Source organism: Paenibacillus sp. S25 (genome assembly GCF_019454085.1).
Lineage (GTDB): Bacteria > Bacillota > Bacilli > Paenibacillales > Paenibacillaceae > Paenibacillus > Paenibacillus polymyxa_B.
In genome coordinates, this window is record NZ_CP073683.1 from 3072892 (window position 1) to 3095746 (window position 22855).

Sequence of the window (22855 nt, forward strand, 5' to 3'; positions counted from 1 at the left end):
AAGGACCAACACGAAATGGAAAATGTACAACTGAATCGCTGGCGCATTCTAATCGCCGCGACCCTGATCAATATTTGCGTCGGCTCCATTTACGCCTTCAGCATTTTTGCAATGCCACTGAGTAAAATGCTTGCAGTGAGCATGCCTGAAATTATGATGGCCTTTACGATTAACGGCGCAATTGCACCGATTCCGGCGATTCTTGGCGGAAAGCTCGTAGACCGGGGAGGTGCCAGAATTGCCATCTTCATTGGCGGTACCATGTTTGGACTTGGCTTCATCTTGACTGGCCTTGCGACTGCACCTTGGATGCTATATCTGACGTATGGCATCATTTCTGGTCTTGGACAAGGTGTCGTCTATGCGGCAACAATCGGTAACACTATCAAGTTCTTCCCAGACAAACGCGGACTCGCGGCTGGAATCGTGACCGCAGGTTATGGCGGTGGAACAGTAATCATTGCCCCACTTGCAAACGCGATGATTACCCACTCAGGAGTTCAGACCACTATGATGATCCTTGGCACCTCCTTTCTGATCGTCATTTTGGCAGGTGGGCTATTTACTCAAGCTTGTCCGGCAGGATATATCCCTTCTGGTTGGACACCACCGCAGACGTCAGGTTTACGTCCGGTTGCCGTGAATTTGAACTGGCGGCAGATGATCAAGCAACCCCTGTTCTACGTCATTGCTTGCCTGTTCCTGATCGGCGCTTTATCTGGCATGATGGTTACATCCAATGCTTCCGTCATTGGCCAGACGATGTTCGGTCTATCGGCCAGTATAGCAGCCTTGTTCGTGAGTCTTTATTCGCTTAGCAACTGTCTGGGACGCATTTTCTGGGGAGCCATATCAGACAAGATTGGCCATCTGCGTTGTCTGATGATGATCTATCTGGTCATTGCCACCATGATGCTGACACTTGCATTATCCGGCTCCATAGTTGGATTTTCTATTGCCATTATTGGCATCGGCCTGTGCTTTGGTGGTACGATGGGCGTCTTCCCTTCAATCGTCGGACAGAAATTTGGCATGAAATACTATGGTGTCAACTACGGAATAACCTTTATCGGCTATTCCGGTGCCGCATTCTTTGGACCGCGAATTGCGAACTCGGTAGCTGCCGCCAATAACGGCATATTCACCAACGCCTTTTACATTGCGCTCGTTATTGCCTTGGTCGGATTCGCGCTGACATTCCTGTATAAGGCCTTGGAAAATAGTAAGAACCCTGCACCAGCTGCTGTTGAAACCGTTTGATCAATCCGTTGCTATATTAGCAAATCACTATTTTTAGTATTAAGTATAGTACAACCTATAAATTTATATTGGAGGAACTAACCATGAATATTACAGAACTGCTCGGTATCCAGTACCCTATTTTCCAAGGTGCTATGGCCCAAATTGCCCGTGAACCACTCGTAAGTGCTGTATCCAATGCTGGCGGGCTGGGCATTATTGGCTCTGGCGGCATGTCGGCTGAGGTACTTCGTGAAGAAATTCGCAAGGTTCGCGCAGCCACCAACAAGCCGTTTGCCGTAAATCTGATGCTGATGATGCATAATATTCCCGAATTGATCGAGGTTATCGTCGAGGAAAAAGTCAACATTGTTACGACGGGCGCGGGCACACCAGCTCCGTATATGCCAATCTTCAAGGAGCATGGCATTAAGGTGATCGCCGTCATCCCTTCCGTCAAGATTGCCAAAAAAATGGAGGCTATCGGCGTGCATGCCCTCGTGGCCGAAGGTACAGAAGCTGGCGGCCATGTCGGTGAAACAACCACCATGGCACTCGTTCCACAGGTTGTTAGCAACGTATCCATCCCTGTCGTTGCCGCAGGCGGCATTGCCGATGGACGCGGAATTGCAGCAGCCTTTGCACTCGGCGCACAGGGAGTTCAGGTCGGAACGCGCTTCCTCACCACCGTCGAATGCCCGACGCATGACAATTTCAAGCAAGCCGTCATTGACGCCGACGATACCAGCACTACGGTTACTGGACGCAGCATCGGTGGACCCGTCCGCAGCATCAAGAACAGCATGATCGCCGAATACCTCAAGCTGGAGCAAGAGCATGCCTCCCGTGACGAATTGGAGAAGATCAGCCTTGGCTCCCTGCGCAAAGCCGTCTTCGAAGGTGATACAGATCGCGGTTCGGTCATGGCAGGACAAATATGCGGCCTGTGCGACGAGATTACGACAGTTGAGCAGATGATTACGACAATGTTCAGCGAAGCGCAGGCACTGCTAAATCGTCTTGGACAGACACAGATTACCGGTGAGCAGATAGCATCAGTATAATATAACTTGTAAACAAAGAAAAAAACGGACCATATCCATATTTAATAGGAAACGGTCCGTTTTTTGATTAGATTTGCGTGCTAATTTTTATCTGGGTAACCTCTGTTGTTCGTAGCGTAAAGCAGATATAATAAAAATGAAACAATCATTTCAGCATAGCCTCGATAATCCAAAAGTGAGTTGATCGATCATGACCCGACGTATAGATAAACGTTCCACCGATGAGAGCGATCAGTCCCCTGCCCCACTGTTTGTCACCGATTCCAAAGGTAATATTTTAATCTCCAATGAATTCACTGCCTTGACTATCGGCATTCCGTTGGAGGAGCTGTTGCGCTACAATGTACAGGACCTGGTGAAAGCCGGCTACTACAAGGAATCAATAACAATGAAAGCAATACAGTCCAAACAAAAGGTAACCCAGTATATCAACACTGTACGTGGCTTTAAGCTCAAGTCCACTGCTCTTCCAATACTTGATAGTACAGATGAGGTGCAGCTCGTTGTTACCAGTACTAACAACTATAAAGGTGGATTATCCATCATAGCTGCCCCTACGCTGCCACATGGGTATGAGAACAGCAAACGTTCAGTCACTTCAGCCTCTGTACTTAAGAATAACGGGATCATTGCTGAGAGCCTGGCGATGAAGCAAATTATTCAGGTGTGTGACCAGATCGCTTCTTACGATAGCAAAGTACTGATTTTGGGCGAATCAGGGACAGGCAAATCAGTAATTGCCAAATACATTCACCGCCAGAGCGCAAAGTGGAACGGACCTTTCATTCCGATTAATAGTGCCGCTATTCCAGCCGCATTATTCGAATATGAGCTGTTCGGATATGTTCAGGGGGCTATGCCCGGCTTAATGGACGAGAAGCAAGGCTTGTTCGAGGTGGCCAGAGGAGGCGTTTTGTTCTTTGATGAGGTCGCCGAGCTTCCACTGGAAATACAGGCCAAACTGCTTGATGTGCTTGAGCGTGGTGAATTCCGGCGTGTGGGGAGCACCGAAGCCATTCTCATTCAATGCCGGATGATATTTGCTACCAATCGTGATCTATGGAGTATGGTGAAAAAAGGATTGTTTCGCGAGGACTTGTACTATCGAATCAATGTCATTCCGATCCATATCCCGCCGCTACGTAGTCGCAGACTGGATCTTGTCGGACTGATTTCCAGCTTTATTGCTCATTTCAATAAGGTATATGATAAAAAGTATGTATTGCCAGCGGACGAATTTCAAAGAATGCTAGCCGAGCCATGGCATGGGAATGCGCGTGAGCTTCGTAATTACATCGAACGATTGAACGTAACTGATCAGACCGTGCTGCGCCAGCAGCAGCCGGTCGAACAAGTTACAGACTGGTTCACATTGGACCATTTCATTCAGGCCAATCGCAGTCAACTAAGCGGGCTGAAGGAATATACGGCGTTAACCGAGGGACGATACATTCAGCAGATGCTGCAGGTCTGTGGTGGCAATAGTGCCGAAGCAGCCAGACAGCTAGGAATTGATCGCTCCGCTGTTTATCGTAAGCTGAAGAAGATGGAGGACATTCTTGCAAAGCTGAAGGTTTAACTACGAAGTACAGAGCACACAGGGCCTATCCTTCATAGAAGTCACCTATACTAGTGGCTTTCATACAAAAAAGCGTGTCTCGGGTTAAAGGCACGCTTTTTTGTAACGGTTTATTTTTCTCAATTATGCACCCGTCAAAATAAAATGAATGTCATACTTCAAGATCATTGTTTGCTTGTAGTTATATATAGCGCCTAGCAAATTGGCTTCACTGCCTAATTTAATATCTTGTTTTTCATGCTACATGTAGTCCTTTCATGGGGCAGTTTGAAGTGCTTCTTTTAATAAAGATTAATAATTTTACGTCTGGAATTCTTCCACTTTGCGGTCATCCTGGTGAGTCATAGTCGAAGCATCGTACTCAAACTGGCGAAGGCATTCGCCAATCGCCACATCTGGAAACAGATGGAATATCGAATCGACCTATTGGAATGAGCGCTCCTAAAATTTCACATGGAAATGTAGATGCCCTGTCTCCTGGGGAGGGGGAATCTACGTGCCGGTAAGCCGTTTTGGAATATCCCCCCTGTTAATACACCCTGATTCTTACAGGTTTTTTGAGCGGTGAGTCTCTGGCTTCTTTGATCTTACGGGCTTTCGAAATTCAGGATAATATATATTATGTTATTTTTATGATCACCATTGTATCGAATTAAAGAAGTCGACCTTGACTTCAATGCCTGTCCAATCGTATAGTATGGTTATATCTTCAATTAAGGGAGAGATTTTGATGTCGGTGAACGTTCTTAACTAAGCAATTGCATATTCAGGGAGTATCATCAGGCGCTTGTACCCTTCGGGGACAGGTTTGTTTGTTGCCGTGTTGTTACCCTGATATTAGTTAAGAACATGCGGATATCATAAATCGCCTTCGGGATTATCTTCATCCAGGCCCTATTCCGTGCTGTGTTCAGCGCGGTTTTTTTGTTTTCAGATTTTGTAACTTCCCTTTAAACGTCTTCCATTCGATCCAAATAGCTTAGCAAAGAGCTGTTGTGTGAATGTTTGGAAACACGGAACTCGGAACTACAAAAGCTGTATAACAGGCTTATTTGATGGTAAATTCCCTCTTTCCTTAAGGGCGGAGAATGAACGTTTTGTTCATTCTCCGCCCTTTTTAATTTTAACAGCAAGGTTTCCAAAATCCTGACACTACACAACTAAAGGAGCGATTTATTCATGAACGAAACTACAATGCTGCGTTTGGAATATGATCAAATTAAAACAAGAGTTTCCGAATGTGCTTTTTCTTACCTGGGTAAGCGTCACGCTGCTTCTATGCGGCCAATTGCTGATATCCGTACAATTAAGATTCGTCTTGACGAAACCAACGAAGCCTTACAGATCATTCGCCACGGAGCAAGCGTCCCTGTTCCTTCGTTGGAAGGAATGGAGCACATTCTTCATCTGCTCGGGACCGGGTATATGTTCAGCGAGCGCGATTTTTCTCATATGGCCCAATTCATTAGAAGCTGCATTCAACTCATAAAATATATGCATTCCAAGGCGGACGCTGCTCCAACCGTCAGCGCTTATGCATCTTCCATGTATAGCATGGAGCCACTTCTATCCGAAATCGAAAGATGTATTCATTCGGGACGTGTGACGGATATGGCCAGTAAAGAACTAGCTAAAATTCGCAAAAAAATTGCGGTTACTGAAGAACGTATCAAGAGAAAACTTGACTCTCTCGCCAGCCAGCACCGATCCATTATGCAGGAAAATATGATTAGTCAGCGCAATGGCCGTTACGTGCTTCCAATCAAAAAAGAATTCCGTAAACAAGTGAAAGGAAGTGTACTGGATGAATCAGGAAGTGGTCAAACGGTTTACGTTGAACCTGCCGAGATCACGAATCTGCAATTCGATCAGAGCGCGAACATGGCAGAAGAATCAAAAGAAGAAATGAAAGTGCTGGGAGACCTGACGGCAATGGCTGAGTCATACAACCGAGAACTAAGCATCAATACAGAGACGGTAGGTGTACTGGATTTTTTATTGGCAAAAGCCAAATACGCCATGACTCTGGATGCTGTCCCTGTCGAACTTAACCTTGACGGGATTATAGACATCCGAGGTGCACGTCACCCGTTGATGTCCAATACCATGGTGCCGCTTGATTTCTCAATTGGTGAAGGATATTCCTCACTCATCATCACCGGACCGAACACAGGCGGAAAAACGATGGCCCTCAAAAGCGTCGGTCTATTAACATTAATGGTGCAATCTGGGCTACTGGTACCTGTTTTGCATGGCAGCCGAATGGCAGTATTCGAGGAAATTGTGGTTGACATAGGGGATGGACAAAGCATTGAACATGCTTTGAGCACCTTTTCTGCACACATCCGCAACATGATTAGCATTTTAGAAACAACAGGCAACTCTACTCTGATTCTGATTGATGAAATGGCATCCGGCACCGATCCAGGAGAGGGAGTTGGCCTTTCTATCGCGTTGCTAGAAGAATTCCATCGTCGCCGAGCGACAGTAGTGGCTACAACGCACTTTAGCGAAATCAAGCATTTTGCTGAAAACACACCGGGATTTCAGAATGCTCGTATGGAGTTTGATACCGAAACGCTGCAACCATTGTACCGACTTCGCATTGGAGAGGCCGGAGAAAGCTATGCATATGCAATTGCCTTGAAGCTGGGCATGTGGACACGTATTATCGAGCGTTCTGAGGCCATTTCTGCAGGCAGAGCGTCTCGGAAAACACAGGAATCGTTTGTTATTCCCCCTTCTGTAGATGATGAAAAGTCTGATGATGCAAATAAGCCTCTCCCTAAAAAAGCGGCTTTAGACGGTACAGTCACAAAACGGGGGAAACAAGAAATTCCTCTCAAAACCAAGCCATTTGCCCTTGGTGATAGTGTTTATGTAGGCTACCTTGATCGAACTGGAATTGTATACAAAACCGAGGATGAACGGGGGAATGTCGGGATTTTAATCCAAGGACAGAAGCTAACCATAAACAAAAAGAGGCTCGTCCTTCACATCGCTGCTACTGAACTGTATCCTGACGACTATGATCTGGATATTGTTTTAGAAAACAAGGAAAACCGCAAAAAACGAAAATTGCTGGGACGCAAGCATGTCGAAGGAGTGATGATTGAATCTCCCCCGGAAAATGAAATATAGACGCATGTGTATATTCTCAATATAAAATAAGTTATTTTTATATGGTCAGTGAAACTTGAATCTGCAAGCAGACACTTGATAAGAGTGATCCACTTGCAGATTTTACCACAATAAAAAACATAATATATATTATGTAAACTTATTGATTCCTTACTAGGAAGGGACAAGATAAATCAGACATCCAAAGTTCATGTTAAACTCGGTTTATAATACTCAATCCCGCACTCATCGAAATATAACTTTAGTTATCATTCAAGATGATAGGATTGTTTGTAGTTATATATAGCACCTTGCAAATTCGCTTCATTGCCTAATCTACTTTGTTCAATATCTGCACGCACAAAATTATAGAAAGAATCCTTATAAAGCTTTTCTAGCTCTTCCCTAATGGTAATAACCAGTAAAGGATTTTCAGATATGCCTCCCCCAATTACAAACTTTTCAGGATCAAGTATGGATTGCAAATTAATGATTTGTGTTGCGATGTTCCTACAGTATTCTCGAAAAATCGTTTGGACCGTGTCATCAGCTTCTTCTATGAACTTGAATATCTTTTCACCTGTCATAGAATCTGCAGGAAGGTCTTTGGCTTTCGCAACGGTTTTAGTTAAAACAAAACTACTCCCTTGCATACCAAGCAGATAATCATCATTGTCTGCATTTTCGTTGTTCGTTCTAATGAAGGAGAACTCTCCAGCTGACAAATGATGGCCCTTCAGCAATTTCCCTTGAGAGATGATTCCACCGCCCATCCCTGTTCCAACGACCAGAACGACACCATCGGTAATCCCTTGTAATGAACCACGCCATGCTTCTCCAAGAGCAGCACACTTTCCATCATTTTCAATCGCTACAGGCTTTTGAAACGCTTTCTTAAAAACGTCAAGCATATTTATATCATTTATATATCTTAATGAACCGCCATGCACCATGTGACCGCTTTCCGAATTCACAATACCTGGCATGCTGACGGCTATACCTTCACATTCATCCATAAACTGATTATGAATTTGCTTCAAAGCTACAAGCAGATTCTCAAGTGAGTCCAATGGAGTTTTTACTTTCCCCTTGCACATAAATTCACCTTGAAAATACAAACTAAATTTAATAAAAGAGCCACCAATATCAAAAACCAGTATTTTATTTTTCATGCTACGTATAGTCCTTTCATGAGGCAATTTGGGGTCTTCTCTCCATAACGATAATTAATATTATTGCTTTTGTAAATCCATCATTTTTTTTATCGTTAATAAGACACCGTTTTCTTCATTGGATTTAGTGATAAAACTGGCTGCATTTTTAGTATTCTCACATGCGTTTTTCATAGCAAAACTATATTTTGCTATACTCATAAGTTCCACATCATTTTCACCATCTCCAAAAGACAGGGTCTCATCCTCAGTAACCCCCAATATCTCTTGGAGTTTTCTTACCGTCTCCCCTTTATGGGTATGAAGTGCTGTAATATCCAGCCAATTTGCTTCAGAATCAACGATATAAATTTGATCCATTAGAGTCTTTTCAACATGTTTTCTTAATAAGGAACTTCCTCCAGCTGGATCATATACAGTTATTTTAAGAAAGCTACTGTTGATTTGATCAAATGAATCAATCTTAATCACTTCTTTATACGAGCCTTTCACAATTTTATAGTATTCGTCTTGAATATGAGAATGAACAAATGCTGCTTCCGTTGTACATGCTATGATAATGAAATCATTGGAAAAACTTTCGATATCTCTTATCGCTTGTAATGCTAAATTGCGTTCAATTGTAAACTCTTTGACGACGACTCCATCCTTTTTAATCCGCGTAGCACTGTCCCCTAAGATCCAGATCCCTTTTCCGTGCTCTCCAAATAATTCTTCTACTCTTTCACACTGCTTGCCTGTACAGGCTACAAAGGAAATATTATTTTCTTGCATTTCTCCATACACCTGATTAAATAATTCCACATCGAAAGTGCTACTATTATTCAGAAAAGTACCATCCAGATCACTTACTACCAGTTTAAACATATATAAATCCTCCCTTAATGTATAAAGATCTTTATTAGTCAAGTTTAATTTACGGCTTTTCATTTTCTTTCCATGGATCAACATCAAAATCTCTTTTAAAATCTTCAAACATTCATTTAATAGGTGCATTACATCCCCTGTACACTTATTAAACCATTTAATTAAACATATTAATAAAGTAAGTAAAAAAAGTATCTTTATTAAGTGGACATACAAAGTTATTCGAAAAAATCATCAATGGAGCGGTAAGGTTTTACTTCCTTAGGCTGCCCGGATAATGCTAAGCACCAATAAGTACCAACCCATATAACTGAGCAAAGTAAAATCAGTGAGATCATAGAGTGCCCTCGCTTTCTCTTTTAGGTTACACGTTTACTTTAGCTGATGAAACGCGTTTCAGGTCAAGTGATAATTTATAGAAAAACACATTTTTGTCATGGGTGTTTATGATTTAAGATATAATCTTGGGTTAACCGTTCAAAGTTCTCTTGTTCAATGTACGATTCACTTGTTCTGAACTGAACAGCATAAAAAGGAAGCAACAAAATGAGTCCTCCTGTAATTCTTAACTCCTTTCTTTCGAATAGCTTTTGTTTGGGGATGTTCTTAACTTGTACAGTATTTTATACATTATTTAAAGACAATGATTGGACGTTCCAATTCTTTTAGAGTTAACCCTCTCAACCCTGTTTTAAAATCTTCATAAAATAAATCTGAGAGAATAACCTCAGGGTAAAAAGGCATTTTATGCTTAGATTTGTAGGATTCTAAAAAATGAAAAAAAGACACTTCTTCTATATTCTCTCTATAGATCACAATTCGATCAGGATCAAATATAGATTGTAATATTTGAATAATTTCACATATACTATTGAAGAAGACTTCCGTTCCCTTGCTCTCATCCCAAACTATCGACGGAAGGAATTTGATTTCACCAGCCAATCCATGTTTGCCTTTCAAAACCCCATTTCGCAAATAAATCCCCATTCCTGGTGGAGAATTCTCAGGAAAATAAATAGCCAGTACACATTGATCTTCATCTATTTGTTCTCTATAGACGTAACCACATACAGCGGCATTTACGTCATTCTCCACAATAACCGGCAAACCAAATTTGCTTTGCACATCCTCTGCCAACCGAATTCCATTTAATCTTTCATGACTGCTGACTGTAATTTCTCCATTTACAGATTGTCCCGGGATTCCTATTCCAATAACTTTAATGGAAGGATAGAGAGAAATGATGTCTTGAATCGTGGAATAAAATTGTGTAGCATTAAAAATTTGAAAGGGATGCTCTTCTTTCATCAGAACGTCCTCATTTAAATTAACTACCGTAGTACACACTACATCTGTCCCTTGTTTTTCATTAATATGTATAATCAGTGCTAGACTATACTCATAATTAAAACGATAGGTTAACGCATGCCTGCCTCCGTTTGAAGGGACGATTTCATCTTCAAAGATCTCTCCATTATTAAGCAATTCCTGCATAAGGGTATTGATAGTTACCACACTTAAATCAGTCAATGCGGCTAGTTGGGGTTTTGTTGTCTTACTGATCTGCTTCAATACTTTGCGAACCAGGTTCAGATTTATTTCTTTAATTAAATTTGTATTAGCTTTTTCCATACATAGCACCTTCTTTTTATAACATCATAAAACAACTTTATAAACCATTTTTATAAAGTTGTTTTACTAATTTTGCAGCAAAATATTACCTTTGTCAAGGCAATATCGTACTAACTTTTAATACACTATTGCTTTCCAGCTTATCTTGAATTGTTCTCATGCTTAACATAAGATGATCGCTAAAATAAGGAGGCTAATCTATTGAAGAATGCTGTTGAAGAACCAAAATTGAATCGTATGCGCAAAATGATTGGATGGCAGCTAATCAGTATCAGGTTGGAGCAAATCAATCAAAAACAAAACTAACGCTATGAAAAAGAATACTACGTTCATGATTGTAATGACCTAAAGCCGTTGATGTGATTTTCAAGTCAGGATGTAATTCTGTCCATTGAGTTTACATAATAATTATTATGTAAACTCAATTTTCATATAATCTCAAATTTCATGCTATACTTACAATCCTGATATTGGTATCTGAATATCCAGCTTATCCATTGCTTTTTCCTTTTCCCGATCAGTGACATGTGTATATACTGTGGTTGTCTGAATGGATGAATGCCCCAGTAGCTCCTGTACGGTACGCAGATCTGCTCCCTTACGTAATAGCATTGTCGCAAATGTATGTCTCAGCTTATGGCTAGAATAAGCCTCCCTACGTTCTATACTCTTATCTTGCTGGAATCGTTCGAACGTTTCTGTAGCGATCTGTTGAATGGTGCGCACTGCCAGACGGCGGCCTTTTTGGGATACGAACATCGCATCCTCTTTACCTCTCCACGGCGTCAATCTTTCCTCCAACGCATGCTCTACAAAATCACATACGGCTTCCGGTACCGGGAGAGTACGCCACTTACGTCCTTTACCGAACACATCTAAGGTACGTCTTTCTCGGCTGTAATCCGAGACATTCAATGAATGAACCTCCCCCACCCGCAATCCCATGTAGACCATCAGCAGAAAAATAGCCATATTACGATTTGCATATTTCCCCTCCACCGCGAGCAAAAACGGATGAATATCCTTTTCATCCAGATAGACGGGCATACGATTCTTTTCAGTTTTTGCTTTTTTAATTCCCGCTGCCGGATTTGTACTGCATAACTCAAATTCCTGTAGCGCTTTAAAAAAACTGTTCACCGCTGCATGCTTCCGGTTCCGCGTACTATCTCCGGCGCCTCCTTCCCGCGCTTTAGACAAATACGACATAACATGAATCTTCTTCACCTGATCGAGTGGTTTTTCACGCAACGTGCGTAAAAATTGCTTTACATCCCCCATATAATTTTTTTGCGTATGTATCGTATATCCCGCATCCTTCATCCAGATCAAAAAAGCTTCCAGCTCCTCAGTATATATTTCATCAGTTTCTTCAGTTGTATCGAGCTCCACATGTCGCAACTCTTTTTTCATCCCGTTCGCCTCCAATTCAGTTCATATTCCGAAATATACTGTAAAACGCTCATTTTCGTCTGATTTTTATCGACAATCCAATCGACATCTTATGCAGGAGGGATTCTAAAAGTCGTTTTAAACCTAAACAGCGTATAATTTATATTATACGCTGTTTTTTCAGCCCTTTTTAAGTATAAATAAAGCGCTCCCCTCTTGTCCAGCCTGGTATCACCTTCAAGCAGATATTTCAAAGCACTTAAAGGGGTGGCATAGGGTCAGGGGGGGCGATTCCACAATGTAGACAAATTAAAACACGCTCAAGAAAAGTTCACCTAATGTAATTCATTCATATCCAAAACAATACTAAATAGCCAATAGTCTTGCATGGGGCACCACTTCTCTACTTCATCAGCAAGCTGGGGGCGCTGCTCTCGATCGGTAGCAGTCAAAATCGCCATAGTGGCCAAAACATGAATATCATGTGTAGTTTCCAGCTCGCTATCCGGATCACCTTCCGGCGCGTGCACCATCTCCATATGATAGTCTGCTAGCTGATTGTAATTTTCACCCACTAGCAGCAGTGGATCACCAAAAATTTCACCGATTTTCGAGATGATGACCGTGTGATCCAGGTTCTGGGCAAATTTCTGCTGGACGTCTACATGCCTTATCATTTAAACTATTAAAAATTAATTTTCGAAAGAGTGAGATTACAACGACAACATGAGGCTCCAGCACCCGGATCTTACAAACGAAAATACAAACATCACTTTCTGTCAGTCGAAACCCTGATTAATAACTACATAATAATTATTATGTAAACTAAGATTGGAGGATGATTGTATGATTAACAAATTGTACTGGTTACCGATCGGTCAGCTTGATATTGATCGCTCCTCACTCAACCATCATGCACAGCCCGGTGAACTGGTGCGTCTGCAAATCTGGTCGTATCTGCTGGAGACTGATCACGGTCCGATTCTCATTGACACTGGTATGCCGGATTCGTTTATCGACAATCCAAATTATTTTAAAAGTACACCGTTTGAAGGGCGCTTCATTCCCCATATGTCAGCCGATGATAGTATCGTGGCTGTACTGGATCGGATCGGCTATCAACCGGACGATATCCATGCCATCGTAATCTCTCATATGCATATGGATCATGCCGGAGGCAATCCGCATTTTCCGAATACACCGATTTATGTGCAGCAGACCGAAGCAGACGCTGCGATCGGTAATCTTGAGTATGCGCCACCGGAATGCGTGCAGGTGGACTTGAATTACCGACTGCTTCAAGGGGATCATGAGCTGATTCCAGGTTTGCAACTGTTCTATACTCCGGGTCATTCGCCGGGTCATCAGTCCGCACTGGTCACAACAAAGGAGTCGGGTCCGGTCATGCTGACGATTGATGTTGCCTACACGCAGGAGAATTACGCAAACGACGTGCCGTTTGACGGCTTTAACCGTGAACAGGCACGCCAGTCAATCGCCCGCATTCAGCAGATTGTGCAGGAGGTTAAGCCGAATCTGTTGTTCTTCGGTCATGATCCTGAGCAGGTAGCCGTTCAGCCGGTATATCCACAATACAAATAATGATGATAAAGCAGCTATTTCTCCACCACTCCGAATCTTTTCGGTCCGGGGGATAAAGAAATTGGTATTATGAATGCACACAAAATAGACGTATCTGGAGCGGTGCTTCATTCGGATCATGGCTTTCTGCAAACTGAAAGTGATTCCATATACATTCGCTTTAACTGGTCGGGCTCATCTATAAATTCTGTATGTAAATGCTGATCTTCAGAAAACCTAGCTAACTTTTAAGCGCACAAATTGATTTTCTGCAAATACACAATTGATCCTTTGTATTAGCTCGCTATTAAGCCCCTGCTTGTTCAGGACAGCCTGAGTAATATCCCTTACGGACAAATATTTTAAATGGATTAATACACTAAATCCGTTTATATCACAAAACATGAGCTAGTCAAATTATATACATGAAGTTAATTACGCCTAATCCCCTGTTATCGCCAGCATCAGGAAGTATATCTAAGAACTCATGGGGTGAGTCACTGTCGACACGGCATGGATGATGAGAAAAAGTAATTTGCAGTCTCGCTCCGTTTTCCCTTGATCATCTAGCACGATATACTTAAAGAAGTCGAAAGGCAACCTTATTTTCAGCCTATGCTCATTTCAAAAATGTAGGTTTATTCATGACAAAGGGAGTGTTTATTTATTTATGAGTACCGAAATGCTGGAACGTCGAAGTGAAATTCTAAAACGAAACATCCATCAGTTGCTGGTTCAGGAAAATCAACACGGCGTGACACGTCAGGAAAATTACACGTTGCATAAAATGATCAGAGAGCTGCATCAAACCTCTCATGCCTTGAATACTTCCCGTTGAGATGAAAGGCTGCTAAATCAAATAAAACAAATAACCTTCAGCCCCACTTCATTAGTGGTGTTGAAGGTTATTTGTTGTGTATCCTCTAATTGACAGGTGGTACCCTTTCGTGATGTTACCCTTTGGAGCGACTCAGCAGATATAAGAAGTATGGCGCACCAATGATGGCTACAATCAAACCTGTCGGTATTTCTTTCTGCAAAGGTAAGGATCGTGTGATCGTATCCGCTACAAGTACCAGGAGTGCTCCGACTAAAGCACAGGTTACCAGCAGCATTTTATGCTTCGGACCCACCAGCTTTCTCGCCAAATGTGGAGCCACCAAACCGACAAAGCCGATACCGCCACTAACCGAAACACTAGAACTGGCCAATCCAACCGCAGCTGCGAGAAGGAGAATACGTTCCTTTTCGATAGGTGTACCCAACCCCGATGCCGTCTGATCTCCCAGATTAAGCACATTCATCACATTTGCTTTGTAATATGCGAAAGGAAGCAATACAATCAGCCAAGGCAACAGAGCCATTACGAATTTCCAGTTTGAGCCCCAGATGCTTCCTGCTAACCAATTAGCTACAAACGTGTAGCTTTCAGGTGTCAGTTTAAGAGTCATAATGATCATTGCAGCACTGATACCCGCCGCTACGCCAATTCCGCTCAGCAGTAGCCTTGTTGGAGAAATGCCTTCGCCTTTCTTGTAAGAAAGCGCGTAGATTAGAATAGCAGCTGCTCCTGATCCAATCAGCGCAAGAGCGGGAAGTAAAAATAATGAATTCGTAGTTTGCATTGATGGGAAAAGCAATACAAACAGCATAACCATCAGCCCGGCGCCCGCATTAATCCCCAGAATCCCTGGGTCGGCTAGGCCGTTACGCGAAACCCCCTGCATGATGCAGCCAGAAACAGCGAGACCTGCACCGATTAGAAGGGAAATAACCATTCGTGGCAATCGGAATTCAAATAGGATTAATTCCTGCTGCGGAGTCCCTTGTCCAAACAAAGTTCTAAATAGCTCCATTGGCGAAAGCCTGATGGTTCCCGTATTCGCACTTATGGTGAACGCAGCAATGAGCAATACAAGCAGAATGACAACGACCATCCAATCATGAATTTTTTTACGTTGACTAGCTTTGGCAATAGCCTCATTCGTAACGTTATTCATCTTACAGTGCCCTCCTTTCTTTACGTGCCAGATAAAGGAAGAACGGAACCCCAATTAAGGCAATAAGTACGCCCACCGGCGTTTCCTCAGGTGCGTTAATCATACGGGCTGCCAGATCGGCAAACACAATGAGTAAAGCTCCCATAATGGCCGAGCATGGAATAATCCAGCGATAATCGACGCCAACCAGCTTGCGAGTTATATGGGGAATAATCAATCCCACGAAACCTATAGAACCAACCAACGACACTGCTGCACCCGCCAGAATCAGAACAAGAATCATCCCGACTACCTTTACCACCCCAGTTCGCTGACCAAGACTCAACGCAATTTCGTCTCCCAGACTAAGCAGTGTAATAGAGCGCGACAACATGAGAGCGCCGATAAAAGCTGCCACAACCCAAGGCAAAACTATACCGAGCTGAACCCACTTGGTTCCACTAAGCCCTCCAGCATACCAAAAGGCTAAATCCTGCCCCACATTAAAATACAAACTAATTGCATCTCCTAAGGCAGACAGCAATGCCGTGACAGCTGCGCCCGCCAATACAAGGCGAACTGGCGTAAGACCTGATTTGGATATGGAGCTTGTACCATATACCATCACAACAGCCAGAGCTGCACCAACAAAGGAATACAACATTAACTGTAAAAAGGAAGATCCGGGAAAAAGGGCAAAGCAAATCGCCATCGCCAAGCTGGCTCCCGAGTTCAGTCCAAGCAAGCCCGAGTCAGCAAGCGGATTTCGAGTCATTCCTTGCATAATTGCACCTGCTACGGCAAAGCAAACTCCGATTAAAACCCCACCCAGAATCCGAGGTAGACGGATTTCCCAAATAATTTGATGGTTTTGCAACTCGGGTTTAAAATGAAAAACGGCGTTCCATACCTCTTCCAGCCTAATAGAGGCTGCACCAAAGGATAGGGATAGCGCGATACCGAACGCTAAAAGTCCAAGCCCAGCTGTCAGGATAAGCGAAGCTGCCCATGGTCGCGAGTGGAATTGAGTCGGCGACTGGTTATGATTACTTTGAGCGGGGCTATCCGATGATTCTGATAATTTCATAACTATTGTTCACCCTTACTGTTGAATAGTATGTAGCTATCACGAACTGTGTTGAAGATGATGTTGATAATGAGAATTATTATCATGCAATCTTTACTATTGTAAATTAATGTGGCAACGGCTTCAATAGCAAATTTCGAGGAATACCTAATGCTCTGCCCTATTGTGAAAAAATAAAGCCCTTCGGCATAAATACCAAAGGGCTGCCAACAACACCGAAGCGACTACTTCTGTGCGGCGTTCTCTTTATTCCGCTGGATGATCATATCTGCGATTTCTTCAGCTTGCCCTACAATAGCAATGGGATCGAAGTACCAATATCGATCCTCCTGGAGCTCAAAAACTTTACCTTGCCGGACCGCATTCAATGATCTCCATATGCTGTCTCCTTCGTAGCCTCTCAAATCCTTGTTAACCGTCAGAAAGATATAAGAGCCGGCATATTGATTAATGACTTCTTTTGACACCGATTTCCATTGAGTCTCACCTAATAACTCTTTTTGGACAAGCGGCGGAGGTGTCAAATTCAGACCTCTGTATACCGCCTGTCCTCCTCTGCCAAAATTATCACCATACACATAGTATTCTTTTTCCGAAGCTTCCATTACGGTGAAAGTATCTCCAGGCTGAACAATCCCCTTTAGCTTGTCACGTGCAGCCTGCATCCGCTGATCGTATTGAGCAAGCCATGTTTTGGCTTCCTGTTCTTTTCCAAGCAGCTCACCAAAAGCTGTCAGTTCCTCGTGCACATTCTTGTACGTCCCATAAGGAATCACGATAGTCGGAGCAATCTTACTATATTTTTCATATTCAGCAGCATCTTTGGAACCAATCAGAATCATATCCGGCTGTAGAGCCAATACTTTCTCAATGGATACACTACCGCGGTCTCCAATGCTTGTAATGCCTTGCACAAGATCTTTCGAAAACGGATTATCCAGATAATATTTAACACTGCCCACAGGTTTAATTCCTAGTGCTAATAAATCATTCTGGTACATATCTACTACAATCCGCTGAGGGTGAACCGGAATCTTAATATCTCCATGAATCGTTTTGACTGTTTTCATTTCCTCTGACTTTTGCTCACTAGAAGTTTGATTCTGCTTTTCATCCGGTTGCTTCACGTTTCCGCTACAGGCGGAAAGAGCTAAAATGACTGACAGAAGCATCATCACAATCCACATTTTCTTTGTCAAACCCGTTCATTCCTCTCTCTATTTACGGTGTCATATCGGCCTATTTACGTTCCATATTGAGCTTGGTGCAGGCGACTATATGCCCCTTTTACTGCTAATAACTCTTCATGTCTGCCTTGCTCGGCAATCCCTTGATCTGCAACTACGATAATGCGGTCAGCATTTTTGATCGTTGCCAGACGATGCGCGATAACGAGTGTCGTACGGCCTTGGGAAAGCTCTGTCAGCGCCTGCTGAATCGCGGCTTCTGTCTCTGTATCCAATGCCGATGTTGCTTCATCTAAAATGAGAATAGGCGGATTTTTAAGGAACATCCGGGCAATAGACAAACGTTGTTTTTGACCACCGGAGAGCTTCACACCTCGCTCACCGATCATTGTATCCAGACCATCCGGATATGAGCGAACAAGGTCTTCAATCTGAGCTCGACGAGCAGCATCCCAGATTTCTTCTTCCGAAGCGTCAAGCTTACCATAAGCGATATTTTCACGAATTGTTCCATCAAAGAGGAATACATCCTGCTGAACAATTCCAATCATGGATCGCAGCGATTCCAGCTTCATTTCACGGATATCCATCCCATCAATGGTAATGCTGCCTTCCTCGACATCGTAGAAGCGAGGCAACAAACTGCAAAGTGTCGTTTTACCTGCTCCTGAAGGACCCACAAGTGCTACGGTTTCACCCGCATGGATAGATAGGTCCACTTTGCGTAATACCTTGTCTTTGTTCTCGTAACCAAACGTTACACCTGCAAATTGAATATCTCCATTAAGATGGCTAACCGCCTTGGCTGCTGGCAGATCTTCCACATCCGATTCACTTTCCAGCAAATCCAGATACCGTCGGAAGCCGGCAATCCCTTTTGGATACGTTTCGATGACAGAATTAATTTGTTTAATCGGCCCCAGGAATACATTAGACAGCATCACAAATGCGATAAATTCCCCGTAGGTCATCTGTCCTTCGATAACAAACCATGTTCCACACACAAGCACAAACAATGAAACCAGCTTCATTAGTATAAAACTAATCGAGGAATTCCAGGCCATAATCCGGTACGCGATCAGCTTCGTTTTACGGAAACGCCCATTATTTTCAGCAAAACGTTCCATTTCATATGCTTCGTTGGAGAACGCTTGAACAACGCGAATCCCACTGACATTATTTTCAATACGAGCGTTATAATCCGCAATATCAGAAAACATACGATGGAAAGCAGCAGACATTTTACGGCTGAAATAAAGAGACAAGTAAATCATGAGGGGTACAATGATGAAAGTCAGTACAGCCAGCTTCCAGTTAATACCGAGCATGATACCAAAGGCTCCCCCGAGTGTCATCAACGCGATGAACAAATCTTCGGGGCCGTGGTGGGCAATTTCCCCAATATCCATCAGATCGTTGGTCATACGTGAAACGAGATGCCCTGTTTTGTTATTGTCAAAAAAGCGAAAAGATTGCTTTTGAACCCGATCAAACAGCTTTTTACGCATGTCCGATTCGATGTTAATGCCCAGCTTGTGTCCCCAATAGGTAACCACGTAATTCAGCGCAGCACTTATGACATAAATACCGAGTAGAGCTAGACAGGCATATAAAATCCATTTCCAGTTCCCGCTGGGCAACAAATCATCGACCACCCGGTTTACTGCAAGCGGAAAAGCCAACTCCAGCAGTGCAGCCAGCAAGGCACAAGAGAAATCAATGATGAACAAAGTCCGGTAAGGACGGTAGTATTCAAAAAAACGTTTAAGCATAGTCATGACTTCTCCTTTCTAATTTCGAGTAATTATTTAGGATCGATGGAAAACATGTTAGCGGCTTCATCCAGCGATTTGTCAATAGCAAGCGGCGAGTAGGTAAACCACGGGTCAGCTTTGATGAAATACACTTTGTGGTTCTTGACAGCCGGGAGATTTCTCCACAGTGCACTTTGCTCAATTTGCTTAAGCATTCCGTCCTTAGTCGCTTCATCATAAACCAGCATAATAATACGGTCTCCTGACAGTTCAGGCAGCTTTTCCATTGAAATGCTATCGTATACAAAGTTAAACTTCGGGTCCTTCTCCAACTTCTGCCTTATGTACTCAGGAGGATTCAATTCCAATGAACGGTAAATGACATGTCCTACATTTCGCGCTCCATATACTCTTAGCACATCCTTACCGTAGGTCATATAAATGGTAACCGTTTCATCTTTTTTGAATTTTCCAGCCAGCTTCTTTCGACCTTCTTCAGCCTTTTTGTCGAAACTAGCGATCCACTGCTCGGCTTCCTTGTCCTTACCCAGCACGGCTGCGACATCCCGCAGTTGCTTAAATACATCCCCATCTCCAAACAAAACGACTACGGTTGGAGCAATTTTCTCCAGCTGCTCTTTCACTTCTGGTGTGGTATCTTCTGTTGTGATGATCAGGTCAGGTTGTAGCTCCAGTACCTTTTCAACATTCGTCGGGTTCCCAATATCAGCAATCCCGTCAATCTTTCCTTTTAAATAGTCGCCTTCTAACACATGAGAAGCAACCCCTACTGGCTTAACACCTAAAGCCAGCATCGCATCCAAATATTGTGTCGTGACGACTCGCTGCGGATTTGCAGGAATACTGATCTTATTGCCAGTGGCATCAGTATATTCGCGCATGACAACCGTTTTGGATTGCCCGGAAGGATCATTAGTGCTGGTCTTATCGTTTGTCTGGTTGTTGCTATTTGCGTTTCCACATGCACTCAATACAACCATCAAAAGAACCACAAGACAAAGCGTGGATTCCCATTTTAATCTGTACCTTTGTTGCACAATATACGTCCTCCTTAGATATATACAATTCATTATATGATAGTGATTCTCATTATCATATAATTGTTATTCTATCTTTTACCGTCTCTTCTTACAATACAAAAATTAAAAACTTCCATTTATGTGGTATGTATCATCATCGTAGATTAGTCAAAAAAAGGACTGATGCGTATGTTTTGCATCAGTCCGAAGGCTTAATATGTCGGGTCAAGTACCCATTTTATTTCGATTGGTCCACCAACTCCAGCTTAGCAGGAATTGATGTTTTCACAGTTTTACCTTGAAGTACATCCTTGGCTGCCTGCACCGCCAATTGTCCAATAAGCTCGGGTTGCTGAGCTACGGTAGCTGTCAGTTTCCCTTCCTTAATAGATTTGAGCGCATCCGCGTTACCGTCAAAACCGATGACTGGAATGTTCTTACCTGAGCTTTGGATTGCTTCGATGGCACCCAATGCCATTTCATCATTGTGGGCAAATACAGCCTGAACATCCGGGTTGCCTTGCAGCAGATTTTCCATCACATTCAAACCTTTGGTCCGATCAAAATCGGCCGATTGTTTGGCTATGACTTTCAGATCCTTATCTGCTACTTCATGGAAGCCTTTCCCACGTTCACGGGTAGCGGATGCTCCTGGAACACCTTCCAGCTCAATCACCTTGGCACCTTTTCCAACTTGGTCAATCACATATCTGGCAGCCATTCGCCCTCCCTCTACGTTGTCTGAAGCGACGAGTGCTTTTACGTCTCCTTTGTCAGCAGAACGATCCAGTGTAATAACCGGGATGTTCAATGCATTCGCTGATTGTACCACAGTGGAGATGGCCGACGAATCTGTCGGATTAATGAGTAACGCGTTTACTCCCTGTTGAATCAGATCATCCACGTCATTACTTTGTTTTGCCGAATCATTTTGTGCATCCACAACAATGACCTGCATTCCTTGTTTTTTGGCCTCTGCCACAACTCCGTCTTTGAGAGAGACGAAGAATGGATTGTTCAGCGTTGAGATCGACAAGCCGATTTTAATGTTCTTCAGGTTCGCGGCCGCTTTAGGTTTCGCCCATTCGGGCGGTTCCAAGGAACACCCTGTCATGAGCAGGAGCAGCAAGGCAGTCATGATTAATGTAAGCTTTTTCATATTTTTGTGTCTCCTTCTACGCAGATTAGGTGTATTATGCGGATTTTTTACGGTCAATCAGTACAGCAATAGCGATGACTATCCCTTTTACTACCATTTGATAAAAAGAGTTAACCCCCAGTAAGTTCAAGCCGTTGTTTAGTGTACCGATGATAAGCACACCAATTAACGTACCTACGATTCGTCCGCGTCCTCCAGAGAGGCTTGTTCCACCTAATACGACAGCCGCAATGGCGTCCAGTTCATAAGAAGTACCTGCTGTCGGTTGTGCCGAGTTCAAACGTGAAGTCAAGATAGCTCCCGCCAATGCGGAAAGCATTCCAGCCAGAGAGTAAATCCAAATTTTTACACGCGGTACTTTAATACCAGATACAATCGAAGCCTTCTCGTTACCACCAATGGCATACGTTTTACGTCCGAATGGTGTTTTATGCAAAATGATCCATAGGACAGCAAAGGTAATGAGCATCGTAATCGCTGGAACCGGAATACCGAACTGATAGCCACGACCGAACAATTGAAATACCAGACTGTCTCCGAGTCCTGTGATAGGGTTACCGTTGGTATAAACGAGTGTTAATCCTCTGAAAATGGTCATGGTTGCTAGTGTAGCGATGAACGGAGCCATTTTACCTTTCGTAATCATCAAGCCGTTGACCATCCCCATCACGCCACCCAATGCACAGCCAATGATAATCGCCAAAATAGGATCGAACCCGGCCAGCATCATATTTGCGACAAACGCACTGGATAGTGCTAATATGGAGCCGACTGACAAATCAATTCCGCCTGTGAGAATAACGAAGGTCATACCGAACGCAATCAACGCATTAATGGATACCTGGCGCAATAAATTCAAAATATTAAGCGGTTCCAAAAAGCTGGGATTTAAGACCGATACGATAACCACCAAAATAATGAGTCCCAACAACGGGCCAAGCTTCTGTGTGATTTGTGACATTTGAAAGCCTTTGCTGCTTTTTGATTCATTCATAGTTGTCAT

At 43.2% G+C, this 22855-nt stretch carries 18 protein-coding genes; 6 read left to right on the top strand and 12 right to left on the bottom strand.

All coding sequences use genetic code 11. From position 1 onward, the window contains the following. Positions 1 to 15: 15 nt before the first annotated feature. The 4 genes from KAI37_RS13125 to KAI37_RS13140 all read left to right on the top strand — a co-directional run bounded on the left by KAI37_RS13125 (position 16) and on the right by KAI37_RS13140 (position 7023). Positions 16 to 1260, top strand: a complete 1245-nt coding sequence (locus tag KAI37_RS13125; RefSeq protein ID WP_220029570.1) for an L-lactate MFS transporter — start codon at positions 16 to 18, stop codon at positions 1258 to 1260. 83 nt (positions 1261 to 1343) lie between these two features. Next, a complete protein-coding gene (locus KAI37_RS13130; protein ID WP_023988901.1) occupies positions 1344 to 2303 on the top strand; it encodes a DUF561 domain-containing protein in 960 nt (319 codons plus the stop codon). A 190-nt stretch (positions 2304 to 2493) separates the two neighbouring features. After that, positions 2494 to 3882 carry a sigma-54 interaction domain-containing protein gene (locus tag KAI37_RS13135; RefSeq protein ID WP_076293640.1) on the top strand — a complete coding sequence of 463 codons (1389 nt, stop codon included), beginning with the start codon at positions 2494 to 2496 and terminating at the stop codon, positions 3880 to 3882. Positions 3883 to 5061: 1179 nt separating this feature from the next. Further along, positions 5062 to 7023 carry an endonuclease MutS2 gene (locus KAI37_RS13140; protein ID WP_076293639.1) on the top strand — a complete coding sequence of 654 codons (1962 nt, stop codon included), beginning with the start codon at positions 5062 to 5064 and terminating at the stop codon, positions 7021 to 7023. A 248-nt stretch (positions 7024 to 7271) separates the two neighbouring features. Here KAI37_RS13140 and KAI37_RS13145 read toward each other — a convergent pair whose 3' ends face one another. The 5 genes from KAI37_RS13145 to KAI37_RS13165 form a co-directional block, all read right to left on the bottom strand. After that, positions 7272 to 8174 (bottom strand): ROK family protein, encoded by a 903-nt coding sequence (locus KAI37_RS13145; RefSeq protein WP_220029571.1) that lies wholly within the window; start codon positions 8172 to 8174, stop codon positions 7272 to 7274. Between the two features lie 60 nt (positions 8175 to 8234). Next, complete coding sequence (locus KAI37_RS13150) at positions 8235 to 9041, bottom strand: HAD-IIB family hydrolase (RefSeq protein ID WP_071641018.1); 807 nt, start codon at positions 9039 to 9041, stop codon at positions 8235 to 8237. Between the two features lie 630 nt (positions 9042 to 9671). Beyond that, positions 9672 to 10673 (bottom strand): ROK family protein, encoded by a 1002-nt coding sequence (locus tag KAI37_RS13155; protein WP_071641019.1) that lies wholly within the window; start codon positions 10671 to 10673, stop codon positions 9672 to 9674. A gap of 456 nt (positions 10674 to 11129) precedes the next feature. Beyond that, positions 11130 to 12086 carry a tyrosine-type recombinase/integrase gene (locus tag KAI37_RS13160; protein ID WP_220029572.1) on the bottom strand — a complete coding sequence of 319 codons (957 nt, stop codon included), beginning with the start codon at positions 12084 to 12086 and terminating at the stop codon, positions 11130 to 11132. A gap of 314 nt (positions 12087 to 12400) precedes the next feature. Further along, positions 12401 to 12742 (bottom strand): hypothetical protein, encoded by a 342-nt coding sequence (locus tag KAI37_RS13165; protein WP_220029573.1) that lies wholly within the window; start codon positions 12740 to 12742, stop codon positions 12401 to 12403. A 169-nt stretch (positions 12743 to 12911) separates the two neighbouring features. Between KAI37_RS13165 and aiiA the strand changes: the two genes are divergently transcribed. Then, entirely contained in the window at positions 12912 to 13667 is a 756-nt protein-coding gene (aiiA, locus tag KAI37_RS13170; protein ID WP_071641025.1) for a quorum-quenching N-acyl homoserine lactonase AiiA, read from the top strand. A 649-nt stretch (positions 13668 to 14316) separates the two neighbouring features. Further along, positions 14317 to 14484: a hypothetical protein gene (locus tag KAI37_RS13175; RefSeq protein ID WP_007432475.1), complete on the top strand. Its 168-nt coding sequence runs from the start codon at positions 14317 to 14319 to the stop codon at positions 14482 to 14484. Positions 14485 to 14599: 115 nt separating this feature from the next. Here the strand turns inward: KAI37_RS13175 and KAI37_RS13180 are convergent, their stop codons facing one another. The 7 genes from KAI37_RS13180 to KAI37_RS13210 all read right to left on the bottom strand — a co-directional run bounded on the left by KAI37_RS13180 (position 14600) and on the right by KAI37_RS13210 (position 22855). Further along, a complete protein-coding gene (locus KAI37_RS13180; RefSeq protein WP_220029574.1) occupies positions 14600 to 15646 on the bottom strand; it encodes a FecCD family ABC transporter permease in 1047 nt (348 codons plus the stop codon). A gap of 1 nt (position 15647) precedes the next feature. Next, a complete protein-coding gene (locus KAI37_RS13185) occupies positions 15648 to 16712 on the bottom strand; it encodes a FecCD family ABC transporter permease (RefSeq protein WP_025720646.1) in 1065 nt (354 codons plus the stop codon). Between the two features lie 224 nt (positions 16713 to 16936). Next, positions 16937 to 17899 (bottom strand): ABC transporter substrate-binding protein, encoded by a 963-nt coding sequence (locus KAI37_RS13190; protein WP_220031479.1) that lies wholly within the window; start codon positions 17897 to 17899, stop codon positions 16937 to 16939. A gap of 56 nt (positions 17900 to 17955) precedes the next feature. Further along, complete coding sequence (locus KAI37_RS13195; RefSeq protein WP_071641031.1) at positions 17956 to 19671, bottom strand: ABC transporter ATP-binding protein; 1716 nt, start codon at positions 19669 to 19671, stop codon at positions 17956 to 17958. A gap of 32 nt (positions 19672 to 19703) precedes the next feature. Next, on the bottom strand, positions 19704 to 20711 hold the full coding sequence (locus tag KAI37_RS13200) for an ABC transporter substrate-binding protein (protein ID WP_220029575.1): 1008 nt from the start codon (positions 20709 to 20711) through the stop codon (positions 19704 to 19706). 220 nt (positions 20712 to 20931) lie between these two features. Then, positions 20932 to 21852 carry a ribose ABC transporter substrate-binding protein RbsB gene (gene rbsB / locus KAI37_RS13205; protein WP_220029576.1) on the bottom strand — a complete coding sequence of 307 codons (921 nt, stop codon included), beginning with the start codon at positions 21850 to 21852 and terminating at the stop codon, positions 20932 to 20934. Positions 21853 to 21886: 34 nt separating this feature from the next. Continuing rightward, complete coding sequence (locus tag KAI37_RS13210) at positions 21887 to 22855, bottom strand: ABC transporter permease subunit (protein WP_076293632.1); 969 nt, start codon at positions 22853 to 22855, stop codon at positions 21887 to 21889.